This window comes from Paraburkholderia sp. J8-2, assembly GCF_905220195.1.
Lineage (GTDB): Bacteria > Pseudomonadota > Gammaproteobacteria > Burkholderiales > Burkholderiaceae > Paraburkholderia.
In genome coordinates, this window is sequence record NZ_CAJMZA010000017.1 from 71884 (window position 1) to 87784 (window position 15901).

Below are 15901 nucleotides of genomic sequence, written 5' to 3' on the forward strand. Positions count from 1 at the left end.
GCTGTGCGCAGATCCGGAACACCATGAACGGAATCGACACCGGAGCCGCCGCGCTCCTCGCGAGCCGCATCGCAGCGCTCACGCCGGTCGGCCCGCAGGGCGCCTCCGGCGCGGCGCAAACGGGCGTCTCCGCGCTCGCAACGGGCACTGCCGCGCTCGCCGACACCGCAACCAGCACAAACAGTACGCAGGACTCCACGCAGACCGTGCTTTCGGCGGTTGCGCTGGCGCTCGACGCCATCATCCGCTCGGGCGGCGAAGCGACGCCCGCCGTGGTGGGCAGCGCCCCCCTCTGGGCCAACCCCGAAGCCGATGCGGCGCCCGGCGGCGCCGGCGCTATGCCGCTGCCTGGACTCGCCGGCCAGGAGGCACAGGCGGCGCAAGCCGTGGAAGCCGCGCTGCTCGCGGAGGTGGCGCTCGCGGCCCAGGGGCTGGCCGACGCCGGGACGGCGGCCTTCACGCAGGCGGCGTCCTCGCAAGATCCGCAAGCCGGGCAAACCACCCAGACCGCACAAACTGCGCAAACCGCAGCCGCCGCACAAGCCGGCCCGGTCGCCGCGCTCGCCGCGTCGCTCGCGCAAACGGTGAGCTCGAGCGGACTCTTCTACGAAGCCCACCTCGCGCAATGGCTGCGCGGCCAGCTCTCGCCCGCCGAACTCGCCGACGAGCCGCAGAACCGTCTGCTCGGCGCCCACGCGCAACTGCCGCTCGACTGGAGCCACGACGCAGACGACATCGACGACGTGCAATGGACCGAAACGTTCGCGGACGCGCCGGGAGGCGCACGCGGGGACGCGGGCAATGCTGCGAACGCGGGAAGCCAGATCAATGCCGCACTGGCGCGGGCATTCCCCGGGCTGGCGGAGCCGCACGGCGAGACGGCCTCGGCCACGGCACAGACCCAGGCACGCGCGGCGCTCGCCGACACCTTGCTGCCCGCCATGCACGAGGCCGCGGCGCAGGCCGCCGGCCCGTCGGTCCATCCGGCTGTGATTCCGCTCGTTCGCCAGCAGCTCGATCTGCTCGCGACCGGCGAGTTTCGCTGGAATGGCGAGGCCTGGCCGGGCGTGCGGGTGGACTGGAGCATCCAGCAAGACGATTACGATGCCCGCGACTCGCACTCGGGCGCAGCCGGTGTCGACGCCGACGACATTCCATGGCGCACGCGCCTCACGCTTGCGCTGCCGAAGCTCGGCACCGTCGACGCGGAACTCACGCTCACGGGCTCGACGCTCGCCGTGCGGGTGCAGGCGAGCGCGGGCGGCGCCGCGCGACTGACTGCAGAGAGCGAGTGGCTGCGCGGGCGGCTCGAAGCGCTCGGGCTCACGCTCGCCGGGCTATCGATTCGCGAGATCGGCAGCGGCGCGGCGGCAAATCCGGCCGAGGCGGCGAGAGCCGCGAGCGCTGCGAACGCCTACGCCGCGCAAAACACATCCGCCGCGGCCAGCGCGCAGGCGGGCGCTGCAACGGATGCGTCCGCCGCGCGAACGAGCGCCGACACTAGCGATCACCCGAACCACGACCAGAACTGGGAGCTGTGATGAGCCGCACGCACCGCAGGAGCGCCGCCGCGCTCGCCTACGACGCTCCCGAAGGCGACGGCGCGCCGCGCGTGGTCGCGAAGGGCTACGGCCTCGTCGCGGAGATGATCGTGCAGCGCGCGAAGGAAGCGGGCCTCTATGTGCACGAAGCGCCGGAGATGGTCTCGCTGCTCATGCGCGTGGACCTCGACGCGAAGATCCCGCCGCAGCTGTACCAGGCGGTGGCCGAATTGCTAGCCTGGCTGCACCGCCTCGAAGCGGAAAACGACGCGAAAGCCAAAGCGGCCGCGCAAGCGCAAACTGGCACGTCGGCAGCAGCAGCCGGCAGTCCCCTGCACGACATCAGCGATGTTCGCCGGGTCGGCGGCCCGCGCGGCGGGCCGCCCGCGCTGCCGTTCAACCCTTCAACATCATCTTGATCAGCAAGGCGAAGCGCTTGCCGTAGGGCGGCGCGATGAGCCCGCGCGCGTTCAGCCGCGCCTGGGTAAAGACGGGCTTCATCTTCGAGAACGTGACGAAGCCCTCGTAGCCGTGATAGGCGCCCATGCCGCTCGCGCCAACGCCGCCGAACGGCAGTCCTTCGGCGGCGATGTGCATGAGCGTCTCGTTCACCGACATCCCGCCCGCGACCGTTTCGCGCGTCACGCGTTCGAGCGTGCGCGCGTCGTCGGCATACAGGTAGAGCGAGAGCGGGCGAGGGCGCGCGTTCACGTAGCGCAACGCCTCGTCGAGCGTGTCGTAGGGCACGAGCGGCAGGAGCGGCCCGAAGATTTCCTCCTGCATGAGCGCCGTGTGCGCGCCGGCGTTCGTCACGATGACGGGCGCGAAGCGCCGCGTGGCGGCGTCGTGCGTGCCGAGCGCGTGCAGTTGCGCGCCGCTCGCCTGCGCTTCGTCGGCGAGACGTTGCAGGCGCTCGAAGTGGCGCGCCGAGATGATCGACGTGTAATCGCGGTTGTTCGCGAAGTCCGGATAGAGCTGGGCGAAGCGCGTGCGCGCGCGGGCGATGAACGCCTCCTCCTGGCCGCGCGGCAGCAGCACGTAGTCGGGCGCGATGCAGGTTTGCCCCGCGTTCAGCGTCTTGCCGAGCAGCAGGCTGTCCACGGCGTAGTTCAGGCGCGCCTCAACGCCTATGATCACGGGCGACTTGCCGCCCAGTTCGAGCGTGACCGGCGTGAGGTTCGCGGCTGCGGCGCGCATGACCTCGTGCCCCACGCGCGTCGAACCGGTGAAGAGCAGATGGTCGAACGGCAGGGCGCTGAAGGCGGCGCCAACCGTTGCGTCGCCGTTCACGACCGCCACGTGGTCGCGCGCGAACGTCTTGCCGATCAGTGCCTCGAAGAGCGCGGACGTGCGCGGCGTAAGCTCCGACATCTTGATCATCGCGCGGTTGCCTGCCGCGAGCGCGCACACGAGCGGGCTCGCGGCGAGCAGCAGCGGGTAGTTCCACGGCACGACGATGCCCGCCACGCCAAGCGGCTGCGGCACCACCTTCGCGCGGCCCGGCAGCAGCCATTTGCCCACCGGCCGGCGCCGCGGCTTCATCCACCGCGCGCCGTGCCTGAGCGCCGCATCGATCTCCTGTTTGAGCACGACGAATTCCGCGAGCGCGACTTCCGCCTTCGAGCGCTGGCCGAAGTCGGCGTTCATCGCGTCGGCGAGCGCGTCGCGGTGCGAGAACAGCACATCGCGCAGCGCCTTCAGATGGCGCGCGCGTGCTTCCCAGGACGGGAACGGGTCGCGCAGGAAGGCTTCGCGCTGCGCGGCGAGCAGCGTGTCGAGCGCGGCGCGCGGATCTTCGGGCGCGCCGTACGCGTGGCGGGCGAAGTCTTCGGGCAGGTCCTGCTTCATGGTCGGTCCTCGTGGGGTTCGCGCACGCTGTGCCGCGTGCGCGAACAGGAAAATCGGGTCATGCAGTCGGGTCACATGCGGAGTCAAACCGAACGCGACGGAAACGCCCGCTCAATGATCGCGGCGTGATCGAAGCGCGCGGGCAGCGTGCCGAATACGCGGTCGCAGTCGGCGTCGTGCTCGTCGAGGCGCGTGGCGATGAACGCCTGCGCCATTTCCGGCGGCCCGTCGCGCAGCAGCATGGCCTGCGCGATCAGCACGATTTGCTGCGCGATGCGCCGCGCGCTCGCCTCGCGCGTGCCGGGCGCCCCGTTGAGCAGCACCGAGAGGCGGTCGAGCGCGGCGTTAAGCACCGGGTGAGTCTGGGCGTCGCGGCGCCACGCGAGAAAGAGCGCCTGGGCCGCGTCGGCTTCGCGCTCCAGCGCGCGCAGCACGTCGAGGCACATCACGTTGCCCGAGCCTTCCCAGATCGAATTGACGGGCGCTTCACGGTAGAAGCGCGCCATCGGCCCTTCCTCGACGTAGCCGTTGCCGCCCCATACCTCCATGGCCTCGCCGGTGAACGCGAGCGCGCGCTTGCAAACCCAGAACTTCGCCGCCGGCGTGACGATGCGCCGCCAGGCGCGTGCTTCGAGCGACGTGTCGTCCGTGTCGCCGGGTTTCGCGTCGGCGCTGTCTTCGAACGCGCGCGCAAGGCGCATGAAGAGCGCCGTCGCCGCTTCCGATTCGAGCGCGAGATCGGCGAGCACGTTTTGCATGAGCGGCTGCTCCGCGAGCACGCGGCCGAACGCGCTGCGGTGGCGCGCGTGGTGAATCGCCTGCACGAGCGCCGCACGCATGAGCGCCGCGCTGCCGATCACGCAGTCGAGCCGCGTGTAGTTCGCCATCTCGATGATGGTCGGCACGCCGCGGCCTTCGTCGCCGATCATGACGCCGTATGCGTCGAAGAATTCCACTTCGCTGCTCGCATTCGAGCGGTTGCCGAGCTTGTTCTTCAGGCGCTGCACATTCACCGCGTTTTTCGTGCCGTCGGGCCGGTAGCGCGGCACGAAGAAGCAGGAAAGGCCGGGGGCGCCTGAGCCGTCGTGCTCCGTGGTGCGCGCGAGCACGAGATGCGCGTCGCACTGCGGCGCCGAGAAAAACCACTTGTGGCCGGTGAGCAGATAGGCCGCGCCGCGTCCCGTTTCGACGCCCGCTGGCCGCGCCTCGGTGCGGTTGCTGCGCACGTCGGAGCCGCCTTGCTTCTCCGTCATGCCCATGCCGATCATCATCGAGCGCTTTTGCGCGAGCGGCAGGTCGCGCGCGTCGTGCTCGCGGGTGTAGAGCGGCGCGCGCAGCGTGTCGAACAGCACCGGCTCGCGCTGCAGCACGGCAATGCTCGCGAACGTCATGGTGAGCGGGCACAGCGACCCCGATTCGAGCTGCGCATGCAGGAAGTAGCCTGCGCAGCGCGCGGCCATCGCGCCGGGCTGCGGGTCCGAGTACGGCAGCGCGTGCAGCCCTTGCTCGCGCAGCAGCGCCAGCAGTTCGTGCCAGGCGGGGTGGAATTCGATCGCGTCGATCCGTTCGCCACGCGGGCTGTGCGTGTGCAGTTCGGGCTCGTGGCGGTTGGCGAGGTCGGCGAGCGCGAGCGTTTCGGCTTTGCCGAGCGTTTCGCCATGGCGCGTGAGCGTTTCGCGGTGCCAGTCCGCGCCCGCGCGCACGAGGGCCTCGCCGAGCGCGGCGTCGGTGGTGAAGAGGTTGTAGTCGGCGAGCGGCGGCGCCTGATTCGTGACTTCGTGGGTCGTGCCGGGGCGATGCGTGGCTTCCGTCGGGTTCATCTGCCTGTCTCCGATGCAAGGCTTCTGCTGCGGGCGCGGCGTGCTTCACGCGCGGCCGTTCGTGTTGTGGTCGCTGTCGTCGTGACGGGGAGGCGTGCGCAGCGGCCGCTCCATGTGAAGCGTCCGTGAGGTGAGTGCTTCTTGTGCGCTCCAGCGCTCCCTGTGCTGCTTATGCTGTCCGGACGCTTTCGGGTTCCAGCGCTCGCGGCTGAACCGCCTTCCATCATAGGCGGCGATTAGCCGTCAGGTTTAGAGGGGATGCTCTGACATAAAAGCTGACCTCGGAATCAGACGCATTCCTACAATGCGCCATTGAATCCGAAAACGAACGAGCGTGCAAATAGCACGCCACCTTACTCCGGACGCGGATGCTTTGCATGGGGCCGCAGTAAGCGCTAAAGCGCTAACTGCGGCCGACAGAGGGAGACGATGGAATACGACTACATCATCGTAGGCGGCGGCTCGGGCGGCGCGTCGCTGGCGGGGCGCCTGGCCGATCGTTGTCCGCAGGCGAGCATCGCGCTCGTCGAGGCCGGGCCACACACGGCGCGCAATCCGTTCGTCAACATGCCGCTTGGCGTTGCCGCGCTCGTGCCGTTTCGCACGAAAAACAACTACGCCTATGAAACCGTGCCGCAGCCGGGGCTCGCCGGGCGGCGCGGTTACCAGCCACGCGGCCGAGGCTTCGGCGGCTCGAGCGCCATCAACGCGATGATCTACACGCGTGGCCATCCGCTCGACTACGACGAATGGGCGCAGCTCGGCTGCACGGACTGGGCGTGGCGCGACGTGCTGCCGTACTTTTTGCGCGCCGAGGACAACGAGCGCGGCGCGAGCGCCTGGCATGGCGCGGGCGGGCCGCTAAGCGTGACCGACTTGCGCGAGCGCAATCCGGTGGCCGTGCGCTTCGTCGAGGCCGCGCGCGAGGCGGGCTTCCGGCTCAACGACGACTTCAATGGCGAGGAGCAGGAGGGCGTCGGCTTCTATCAGGTGACGCAGCGCGGCGGCGAACGCTGCACGGTGGCGCGCGCGTATTTGTATGCGCGCGAGCGGCCGAACCTGCACTTGATCGCCAACGCGACAGTCCTGCGCGTGACCTTCGACGGCGCGCGCGCAAGCGGCGTGGAGCTTGCGCGCGGCGGCGTGACCGAAACACTGCAGGCGCGCGCCGAGGTGATCCTGGCGGCGGGTGCGTTCAACTCGCCGCAAGTGCTCATGTGCTCGGGCATCGGCCCCGCCGACGATCTGCGCGCACTTGGCATTGCAGTGCGCCACGACGCGCCCGAAGTCGGCCGCAATCTGATCGACCATATCGATTTCACCTTCAACAAGCGCGTGCATTCGAGCGAGACCGTGGGCTACTCGCTGCGCGGCGCGGCGCGCATGACCGCGGGCTTCGTGCGTTATCTGCGCGGGCGGCGCGGCATGCTCACGACCAATGTGGCGGAGGCGGGCGGCTTTCTGAAGAGCCGCCCCGAACTCGACCGGCCCGACCTGCAGCTGCACTTTTGCACGGCGCTCGTCGACGATCACAGCCGCCGTTTGCATTGGGGCCACGGCTATTCGCTGCACGTGTGCGTGCTGCGCCCGGCGAGCCGCGGCACGGTCACGCTCGCGAGCGCCGACGCGCGCGTGGCGCCGGTGATCGATCCGCGCTTTCTCTCCGATACGCGCGACCTCGACGCGCTCGTGCAGGGCGCGCGTCTTGCGCGGCGCATACTCGACGCGCCCGCGCTCGCGCAGTTGGGTGGCCGCGAACTCTACACACATGGCGAGCAGAGCGACGCGCAACTGCGCGACACGATCGCCCGCCACGCCGATACGATCTATCACCCCGTTGCGACCTGCCGCATGGGCGGCGACGCGCGCTCCGTCGTCGATCCGCAATTGCGCGTGCGCGGCGTGGAGGGTCTGCGCATTGCCGACGCCTCGGTCATGCCGACACTCATCGGCGGCAACACGAATGCGCCGAGCGTGATGATCGGCGAGCGTGCGGCCGACTTCATCGCGCAAGCGAGATACGCGCGCGATACGGTGCCTCAGCGCATCGACGCCTGACGCCCGATTTCGCTTTTTCCTACTTCGTTGCATGGGCTCATCGCAGGCTTGCCAGCGAAACGCATCGTCGTCCCGTTGCAACCGCAACATCGCGCAATGTCGCGACTAGTCCAGATTTTCGGGGCTTTTCGTCAAACAATGTGCGGTTTGCCGTTCGCGTGCTTTTTCGAGATTTCGCACTCCCTATAATCGCGCTCGCATTTGGGCGTGTCAGGTGGCGCGTCCGCGAACTGGAGGGTCCGCCTCGATGAGCATCAATGTTTTTCAACTGCTGGAAACCGTGCTGAGCGACAACGTCGTCAAGACGATGGGAACGCGCTACGGGCTCACGCCCGACTTCACGCGCAAGGTCGCGGGCGCCGCCGCACCGGCCATCATGGCCGCCATCATGCATCGCGGCGCGACGCCCGAAGGCGCGCGTAGCCTCTTTTCCACGATCATGTCGTCCGACGCGAATCCGCTGATCGGCAAGCAGCTGCCCGAGTTGCTCGCGAGCACGGCGGGCCTGGGCCAGCTCGAAGCCACCGGCCGCGAACTGGTCCAGAAGGCGACCGGCGCGAATGTCGGCGCGCTCGCCGACGCGGTCGCCGCGCAAACCGGTGCGCCGCAGTCCACGGCCTTCTCGCTCGCCGGCGTGGTTGGCGCGGCCGTCATGGGCATTCTCAAGCAACACTTCACCGCTTCCCAGGGCTTCGTCGGACAACTGCCGACGCTGCTGGGCCATCAGCTCCCGTCAGTCAACGCGAGCCTGACCGACCATCTGGCGAGCGCTGTCGGACTTGGCAGCGCCGCTGCGTTCGCGGGCTCGATCATGAGCCGCCTGAAGGATGTCTCCGCGCATCTCGATCATCCGCAGCCCGTGGTGCGTCCGGTGCCGGCCTCGGTGCCGCCGCAGACCGTGGCCCACTCCACGCCGCCCATCGCCGAAGAGAAGCGCCGCCATCACTGGCTCTGGTGGCTGCTCGCCGCGCTCGCGCTGATCGTCGCGTTCTTTGCGCTGCGTTCGTGCCAGCGCGATGAAGCGGCGACGCAGGACGCCGCGCAGCCCGCATCGGCGAGCACGATGGCGCCGGGTGCGGTCGCCGCATCGGATGCGGCGTCGCAGGCGGATAGCGCTTCGGCGCCTGCCGCCGGCTCGGACGCGGCCGCTTCTGCCACGGTCGCTTCCGGCCCAATCGCGGCCGCAAGCGATGCCGCTGCGGCGCCGACCCAGGACGCGCATCTGTCGTTCACGGTCGACAAGTCCGGCGTGCCGACGATCACGGCGACGGTGGGCACCGAAGCCGAGAAGACGCAACTCATCGACGCTCTCACGAAGCAGTTCGGCGCAGGCAAGTTCACGGCCAACGTGAACGTCGACGCCGCGACGAAGCCCGCCGAGTGGCTCGCGCACCTCGACGGCCTGCTGCCGCTCATGGCGCTGCCCGGCGCGGAAGTGAAGATCGACGGCACGCACGTCGAGCTGAGCGGCGCGGCCGCCGACGCGAAGGCCGGCTGGCTCGACAAGCTCAAGGCGCTGTTCGGCTCGGGCTTCGATATCGGCGTGTTCAACGTGCAGAAGGCCGTGGCCGATGCGACGCAGTCGTTCCGCGACGCCGTGAAGGGCCTGTTTGGCACGGACAGCTCGTGCGCAGGCGCCGATGTGGCGAAGGTGCTCAACCTGCAGGTCGTGAACTTCAAGACGGGCAGCTCGATCGTGCCGGCTTCCGCAGCCGACGATCTGCGTCAGTCGGCGCGCGCGCTGATCGCGTGCTCGAAGCGCGGCCAGCCGGTCGCGCTCGAAGTGGCGGGCTACTCGGACAACCTGGGCGACAAGGCCGCGAATCTCGCGCTTTCGAAGCAGCGCGCGCTCGCGGTGCGTACCTACCTCGCGTCGCAGGGCGTGTCGCTCAGCAAGCTCACGGCACAGGGCTATGGCGACGCGAATCCGGTGGCTAGCAACGACACCGAAAGCGGCCGCTTCCACAACCGCCGCATCGAGTTCGTCGCGAAGTAATCCGAAGTACGGATTACGCGACGTGCGAGAAGCCGTCCGGCGCAAGCCGGGCGGCTTTTTTCATTGCACACCGCTTCAGCCGGGCTTGCCCGGCTGCTTCTCCATTCCAGGCGGATGCACGAAGTCATCGAGAAACGTGAACGGCTTGCCGTACTCCGCGCGCGCAACGTCTAGCCAGGCGCGCGCCGCGTGCGACAGATAACCGCTGCGCTTCCAGCCGATCGCCATGTCCCAGGTGATTTGCGGCTCGCTCACGGGCAGGCAGGTGAAGCGCTCGGCGTCGAGCCGGCGCACGTAGGGCGCGGGCAGCAGCGCAATGCCCACGCCCGCGAGCACGAGCGCCGCCATCAGGTCCCAGTGGCCGCTGCGCCCCACCACCTGCGGCACGAAGCCGGCCGTGCGGCACGCGTTCAGCACGACGTCGTTGAGCGCGAGGCTTTCGCCGTAGAACACAAACGGTTCGCCGGCCAGTTCCGCGAGCGGCACGGCCAGCTTGTTGTCCCAGCGCGAGCCGCGCCGTGCGACGAGCCACAGCAGCTCGTGCGAGATCGGCAGGACGTCGATGAGCGCGGGATCGACGGGCAGCAGCACGCCGCCCAGCTCCAGTTCGCCCGAGATCAGCGCGGCTTCGATGGCGCGCGAGCCCTGCTCGAACAGCTTCAGCTCGATCTTCGGATAGCGCTGGCGAAATGTGGCGATGGCGGGCGTGAAGAGCGAGCCGCCCATCGGCGGAATGCCGATGGTGAGTTCGCCGCGCCCGAGCGTGCCGAGATCGGCGAGTTCGGCCTGTAGCTGCGCCTGGGCGGCGAGCACGTCCTGGCCGCGCTGGTAGACGATGCGCCCGGCGTCGGTGAGCACCATCTGGCGCGCGTCGCGCAGCAGGAGCTGCGTGCCGGTCTCGTCTTCGAGCGCCTTCACCATCTTGCTGATGGTCGGCTGCGTGACGTGCAGTTTTTCGGCCGCGGCGGTGAAGCTCTGTTGCCGCACCACCTCGATGAAATAGCGAAGCGCGCGCAGTTCCACGATCGGGACTCCACAAATGTGCAGGACGCACGCCCAGCGGGGTGCTGAGTTGGTGCATTCCAATATGGAATGTAGCAGATGATTCTAAGTCATTATGTTTATGCTGCGCTGCACCCTATACTGACTTCCATTCCAGTGTCACTTAGGGTTTGCCATGACGACCTCGAACACGACCGCGAAAGTTTCCGAAAGCGCCGCGCGCAACGTGGGCGGCGTGGCGAGCCTCGGCCGCCGTATCGGCCGCATTGCCGTGCAGTCGGCGCTGCTCGCGGGCGTCTGGTATGCCGCCGACTTGCTCACGCGTGTCACGCACCTGCCGGTGCCGGGCGGCGTGGTCGGCCTCGTGCTGCTGCTGGCGCTGCTCTTTTGCGGCGGCGTCACGCCGCGCTGGGTGAAGGCGGGCGCCGACTGGCTGCTCTCCGACATGCTGCTGTTCTTCATCCCGGCCGCCGTGGCGGCCGTGAAATACGGCGGCCTGTTTCGCGCCGACGGCTGGCGCCTCGCGCTCGTCGTGGTTGGCGGCACGCTGATGGTGATGGTGGCCGTGGCGTTCGCGGTCGAACAGGCCGCAAAGCTCGAGCGGCGACTCGCGCTGCGCCGCGTGCGCGATTCGCGCCATCTGGCGCGGGCTTGAGGCTGCAGGGTCCTGAATAGAGAGAGGGTGATTCCGTCATGAACACGTTTTATGCGTCCCTGTTCGCCGACGACGCAGCGCGGCTCATCGCCGCCGGCTGTTTCATCCTCACCGTTGCGCTCTATTTCGTCTCGAAGGCGCTCTATGCGCGCTTTCGCTCGCCGTGGCTCACGCCGCTCGTCGCGGTGCCCGCGGTGCTCGCCGTGTTCGTGCTCGTGCTCCATATTCCGTACCCCGTCTACTTCCAGGACACGCGCTGGCTCATGTGGCTGCTCGGCCCGGCCACGGTGGCCTTCGCGGTGCCGATCTACGAATACCGCGATCTGCTCAAGCGTCACTGGATTTCGCTCACGGTGGGCGTGACGGTCGGCATCATCGTGGCGGTGGGCGGCTCGCTCGCGCTGGCCAAGCTCCTGCATCTCTCGCCCGATCTGCAGCGCAGCCTGATGACGCGCTCGATCTCCACGCCGTTCGCGCTCGCGGTGTCGGACAAGATCCACGCGCCGCGCGACCTCACCGCGCTCTTCGTGATCGCCACGGGCGTGTGCGGCATGCTGTTCGGCGAGCTGGTGCTCGGCCTCGTGCCGTTGCGCACGCGGCTCGCGCGCGGCGCGCTCTTTGGCGCGGCGGCGCACGGCGTCGGCACGGCGAAGGCGCGCGAGCTGGGCAGCGAAGAGGGCGTGGTGGCGAGCCTCACGATGATGATCGCGGGCGTGGTGATGGTGCTGCTCGCGCCGGCGCTGGGTTTCCTGCCTGTTTAATTCGCGGCGCGATTGTTCAGCGCGGGCTCGCCCGTTGCGCGGGCGGACTTTATCAGGATGGGCCTTTTCTGGACGCGGGTAGGATTCGCCGTCTCGTCGTGTAGGCCGCTCTCGGATGTGGCTTACGCTCGTTGTCGGTCACCCTCATCCTGTTCCATGCAACCGATCACCATCATCGTCGCGTGCTACAACGGCGCGGCCACGCTTGCCCGCGCGCTCGACAGCTGTCTCGCGCAACCTGAAGCCGAGCGTATTCTCGTCGTCGACGACGGCTCGACCGACGCCTCCGCCAACATCGCGCGCATCTACGCGATGCGCGAACCCCGCGTGCGGCTCGTGCAGATGCCCGACCCGGGCGGTGCGGCACGCGCACGCAACTGGGGCGCGCTGCAGGCGGCCACGCCATACCTCGCGTTCCTCGACGCAGGCGACGAGTATTTGCCTCATGCGCTCGCCGCCGCGCACTCGCATCTGGAGCAGCATCCGCACGAAGCAGCGATTCGGCTTGACGTCGACTATGCGGGCTTTCCGGACCGGCTCGCCGCGCACCCCGATTTCGCCAGGCACGCCGAAGCGATCAGCAATACGGCGCCGAGCAGTCTCGTGATCCGCCGTGGCGCGTTTCTCGCGCTGGGCGGCTTTCCCATGGACGAAACCTTTCGCCGCCACGGCGGCGAAGATGGTGCGCTCGCGTGGGCGCTGAGCGAGGCCTTCGGGCAGCGCCGCCTGATCGACGCGAAGCGGGTGCGTCTGCACTATCGCGCGGGTATGGCCGCGGAACGCTATTTGAGCCTTCAGCTGGGCTTGAGCGAGGTGCCGGCGGCCCTGCACGGCGAAACGCTGCGCGCATCGGAAGCCTTTCTCGCCACGGCAATGGCTAGCGTGCGGCAGACATGCGGACTCGCGTTGCGGGGCCAGGGCCATTGAGGCGCGCGCGGCGCCCGGTCGGTCGCGCCGCCGCCATCCAACTGGCCGTCTCAATTTGCTACAATCACGCCTCGTCTTCGAGGAGCGTTGCGACGGGTTTTCTCTAACCCGCCAGGCTCGGAGGCGCTCAATACGGTCGATTCGAGGGCACGATGCCGCGAAGTCACCGCACTGAAAACGGCGCTCACGTCTTTAATTTCTAGTCACTTTTAGAAAGGAGGGCGTGATGAACGCCGCAGTTCCGCAAGATCAAGCCAAAGATTTCATCGTCGCCGACATGTCGCTCGCCGCATGGGGCCGCAAGGAACTCAACATCGCCGAGACCGAAATGCCGGGCCTCGTGCAAACCCGCGAAGAATACAAGGCGCAGCAGCCGCTCAAGGGCGCGCGTATCGCCGGTTCGCTCCACATGACCATCCAGACGGGCGTGCTGATCGAAACGCTCACGGCGCTCGGCGCCGACGTGCGCTGGGCCTCGTGCAACATCTTCTCGACGCAGGACCACGCTGCCGCCGCCATCGCTGCGGGCGGCACGCCGGTGTTCGCGTTCAAGGGCGAATCGCTCGACGAATACTGGGAATTCTCGCACCGCATTTTCGAATGGCCGAACGGCGAATTCGCCAACATGATTCTCGACGACGGCGGCGACGCAACGCTCTTGCTGATCCTCGGCTCGAAGGCTGAAAAGGACCGCTCGGTCATCGCCAAGCCGACGAACGAAGAAGAAGTCGCGCTGTACAAGTCGATCGCCGCGCACCTCGACGTCGACCCGACGTGGTACTCGAAGCGCCTCGCGCATATCAAGGGCGTGACCGAAGAAACCACGACGGGCGTGCACCGCCTGTACCAGATGGAGAAGGAAGGCCGTCTGCCGTTCCCGGCCATCAACGTCAACGACTCGGTCACGAAGTCGAAGTTCGACAACCTGTACGGCTGCCGCGAGTCGCTCGTGGACGGCATCAAGCGCGCGACCGACGTGATGATCGCGGGCAAGATCGCCGTTGTGGCCGGTTACGGCGACGTGGGCAAGGGCTGCGCGCAATCGCTGCGTGGTCTCGGCGCGACCGTGTGGGTTACGGAAATCGATCCGATCTGCGCGCTGCAAGCCGCGATGGAAGGCTACCGCGTCGTGACGATGGAATACGCCGCCGACAAGGCCGACATCTTCGTGACGGCAACCGGCAACTACCATGTGATCAACCACGACCACATGAAGGCGATGCGCCACAACGCGATCGTCTGCAACATCGGCCACTTCGACTCGGAAATCGACGTCGCTTCGACCCGCCAGTACACGTGGGAAAACATCAAGCCGCAAGTCGACCACATCATTTTCCCTGACGGCAAGCGCGTGATCCTGCTGGCCGAAGGCCGCCTCGTGAACCTCGGCTGCGCCACGGGCCACCCGTCGTTCGTGATGTCGAACTCGTTCACGAACCAGACGCTCGCGCAGATCGAACTGTTCGTCGAAGGCAGCAAGTACGAGAACAAGGTGTACGTGCTGCCGAAGCACCTGGACGAAAAGGTCGCGCGCCTGCACCTCGCGCGCATCGGCGCGAACCTCTCCGTGCTGTCCGACGAGCAGGCTTCGTACATCGGCGTTGAGAAGAACGGTCCGTTCAAGCCGAACCACTATCGCTACTAAGGCGATACAACGCGATACAAAGTGGGCTGGGGTTTTAAGCCCGCTTTAAGCGGTCAAGCGGATGCTGACCCCAATCCCCGCGCGTGCTACGCGTGGGGACTGCGGGCGGCATCCGCCGCCGGCACCTGGCGATACAAAAGCAACGACGCAAAAGGAGTCCTTATGACCGTGCTGCTGACCTGGCTGATCAACGCGCTCGCGCTCCTGATCATCACCTGGCTCGTTCCGTCGATCCATATTCGCAGTTTCGGCACCGCGCTCATCGTCGCGATCGTGCTCGGCCTCATCAACGCCGTGCTGCGCCCGCTGCTGATCGTGCTCACGCTGCCCGTGACCATCCTCACGCTCGGCCTGTTCATCCTCGTGGTGAATGCGCTGTGCTTCTGGCTGGCGGCGTCGCTCCTCAAGGGCTTCGAGGTGTCGGGCTTCTGGTCGGCATTTTTCGGCTCGATCCTGTACAGCATCGTCTCGTGGCTGCTTTCGGCGCTGATTTTCGGCAACCGCAGCCTCGGCTGATGCGGGCCCGGGCCGCTCACGTACGCGGCCTGGCCTCACTGGCCTCATCAACATGAAACCGATCGAACTCTCATTCGAATTCTTCCCGCCGAAGACGCCGGACGGCGTGGAAAAGCTGCGCGCCACGCGCGCCCAGCTCGCCACGCTCAAGCCGAAGTTCGTCTCGGTGACGTTCGGCGCGGGCGGCTCGACGCAACAGGGCACGCTCGACACCGTCGTCGATATCGCGAAGGAAGGCATTGAAGCGGCGCCGCACCTCTCGTGCATCGGCTCCTCGAAAGAAAGCCTGCGCGCGATTCTCGGCGAGTACCGCTCGCACGGCATCCGCCACATCGTCGCGCTGCGCGGCGACCTGCCCTCGGGCATGGGGGCGGTGGGCGAGCTGCGCTACGCGTCGGAGCTCGTCGCCTTCATCCGCGAGGAAACCGGCGACGCGTTCCACATCGAAGTGGCCGCGTATCCCGAATACCACCCGCAGGCGCGCTCGCCGCGCCACGACCTCGAAGCGTTCGCGCAAAAAGTGAAGGCGGGCGCCAATTCGGCGATCACGCAGTACTTCTTCAACGCGGACGCGTATTTCCGCTTTGTCGAGGACGCGAAGAAGCTGGGCGTGGATATTCCCATCGTGCCCGGCATCATGCCGATCACGAACTACTCGCAGCTCATGCGCTTTTCGGAGATGTGCGGCGCCGAAGTGCCGCGCTGGGTCGCGAAGCGTCTGGAAAGCTTCGGCGACGATCGCGAGTCGATTCGCGCGTTCGGGCTCGACGTGGTGACGGACCTGTGTCGCCGCCTCATGGAGGCGGGCGTGCCGGGTATCCACTTCTATACGCTCAACGCGGCGCAGGCCACGAAAACGATCTGCGAGCGGCTGGGGTTCTAAGGCGCTCACTGGCGACGAGCCAGGCTTCAACAAACCGCGCGGTTCCCGGACTCCCGGGCCGCGCGGTTTTTTTTTGAGGGTAGGACGGTGCGGTTGACGTGCGTCAGGAACGCATGGCCGCCCTCGAGCGCGCGTCAAAGCGGCGCGCGATTATCGTTATCCGGCGCAATAAAAGAGGGGCAAAGGTACGCTGCACCGCACCATGCGGCAACAAGCGATCCTGTCAACCCGGCGTTTTCCACAGGCGAC

Annotated in this window: 13 protein-coding genes and 1 riboswitch; of the genes, 10 read left to right on the top strand and 3 right to left on the bottom strand. The window is 67.6% G+C overall.

Translation table 11 applies throughout. The features are described 5' to 3' along the window. The first annotated feature begins 23 nt into the window (after window positions 1-23). The gene (locus tag U5A52_RS28650) at window positions 24-1541 is read left to right on the top strand and encodes a flagellar hook-length control protein FliK (protein WP_321937076.1); all 1518 of its coding nucleotides are present in this window, start codon (window positions 24-26) and stop codon (window positions 1539-1541) included. Further along, complete coding sequence (locus tag U5A52_RS28655) at window positions 1541-1960, top strand: EscU/YscU/HrcU family type III secretion system export apparatus switch protein (protein WP_321937079.1); 420 nt, start codon at window positions 1541-1543, stop codon at window positions 1958-1960. Before U5A52_RS28650 ends, U5A52_RS28655 begins: the two co-directional genes overlap by 1 nt. On the opposite strand, the gene U5A52_RS28660 is transcribed toward U5A52_RS28655, so the two are convergent. Together U5A52_RS28660 and U5A52_RS28665 are read right to left on the bottom strand one after the other, a co-directional pair. Further along, the gene (locus U5A52_RS28660) at window positions 1938-3389 is read right to left on the bottom strand and encodes a coniferyl aldehyde dehydrogenase (RefSeq protein ID WP_321915318.1); all 1452 of its coding nucleotides are present in this window, start codon (window positions 3387-3389) and stop codon (window positions 1938-1940) included. The two genes, U5A52_RS28655 and U5A52_RS28660, sit on opposite strands and share 23 nt — an antisense overlap. Window positions 3390-3472: 83 nt before the next feature. Beyond that, window positions 3473-5209 carry an isovaleryl-CoA dehydrogenase gene (locus U5A52_RS28665; RefSeq protein WP_321937081.1) on the bottom strand — a complete coding sequence of 579 codons (1737 nt, stop codon included), beginning with the start codon at window positions 5207-5209 and terminating at the stop codon, window positions 3473-3475. Between the two features lie 429 nt (window positions 5210-5638). On the opposite strand from U5A52_RS28665, the gene U5A52_RS28670 reads away from it, so the two are divergent. After that, a complete protein-coding gene (locus U5A52_RS28670; protein ID WP_321937083.1) occupies window positions 5639-7267 on the top strand; it encodes a GMC family oxidoreductase in 1629 nt (542 codons plus the stop codon). A gap of 247 nt (window positions 7268-7514) precedes the next feature. Then, window positions 7515-9263 (top strand): OmpA family protein, encoded by a 1749-nt coding sequence (locus tag U5A52_RS28675; protein ID WP_321937086.1) that lies wholly within the window; start codon window positions 7515-7517, stop codon window positions 9261-9263. A gap of 75 nt (window positions 9264-9338) precedes the next feature. On the opposite strand, the gene U5A52_RS28680 is transcribed toward U5A52_RS28675, so the two are convergent. Further along, window positions 9339-10286, bottom strand: a complete 948-nt coding sequence (locus U5A52_RS28680) for a LysR family transcriptional regulator (RefSeq protein ID WP_321915314.1) — start codon at window positions 10284-10286, stop codon at window positions 9339-9341. A gap of 154 nt (window positions 10287-10440) precedes the next feature. Here U5A52_RS28680 and U5A52_RS28685 point away from each other — a divergent pair, with 154 nt between their 5' ends. The 6 genes from U5A52_RS28685 to metF all read left to right on the top strand — a co-directional run bounded on the left by U5A52_RS28685 (window position 10441) and on the right by metF (window position 15652). Beyond that, on the top strand, window positions 10441-10920 hold the full coding sequence (locus tag U5A52_RS28685) for a CidA/LrgA family protein (protein ID WP_321915313.1): 480 nt from the start codon (window positions 10441-10443) through the stop codon (window positions 10918-10920). Window positions 10921-10958: 38 nt separating this feature from the next. Then, the gene (locus U5A52_RS28690) at window positions 10959-11681 is read left to right on the top strand and encodes an LrgB family protein (protein ID WP_321937088.1); all 723 of its coding nucleotides are present in this window, start codon (window positions 10959-10961) and stop codon (window positions 11679-11681) included. 156 nt (window positions 11682-11837) lie between these two features. After that, window positions 11838-12608 carry a glycosyltransferase family A protein gene (locus U5A52_RS28695; protein WP_321937090.1) on the top strand — a complete coding sequence of 257 codons (771 nt, stop codon included), beginning with the start codon at window positions 11838-11840 and terminating at the stop codon, window positions 12606-12608. Window positions 12609-12681: 73 nt separating this feature from the next. Next, window positions 12682-12801, top strand: a riboswitch (S-adenosyl-L-homocysteine riboswitch). Between the two features lie 33 nt (window positions 12802-12834). Next, window positions 12835-14253, top strand: a complete 1419-nt coding sequence (ahcY, locus tag U5A52_RS28700; RefSeq protein WP_321915310.1) for an adenosylhomocysteinase — start codon at window positions 12835-12837, stop codon at window positions 14251-14253. 162 nt (window positions 14254-14415) lie between these two features. Continuing rightward, window positions 14416-14769 carry a phage holin family protein gene (locus U5A52_RS28705; RefSeq protein ID WP_028203399.1) on the top strand — a complete coding sequence of 118 codons (354 nt, stop codon included), beginning with the start codon at window positions 14416-14418 and terminating at the stop codon, window positions 14767-14769. A gap of 52 nt (window positions 14770-14821) precedes the next feature. Then, window positions 14822-15652, top strand: coding sequence for a methylenetetrahydrofolate reductase [NAD(P)H] (gene metF / locus U5A52_RS28710; protein WP_321915309.1), 831 nt, complete (start codon window positions 14822-14824; stop codon window positions 15650-15652). The last annotated feature ends 249 nt before the right edge of the window (window positions 15653-15901 follow it).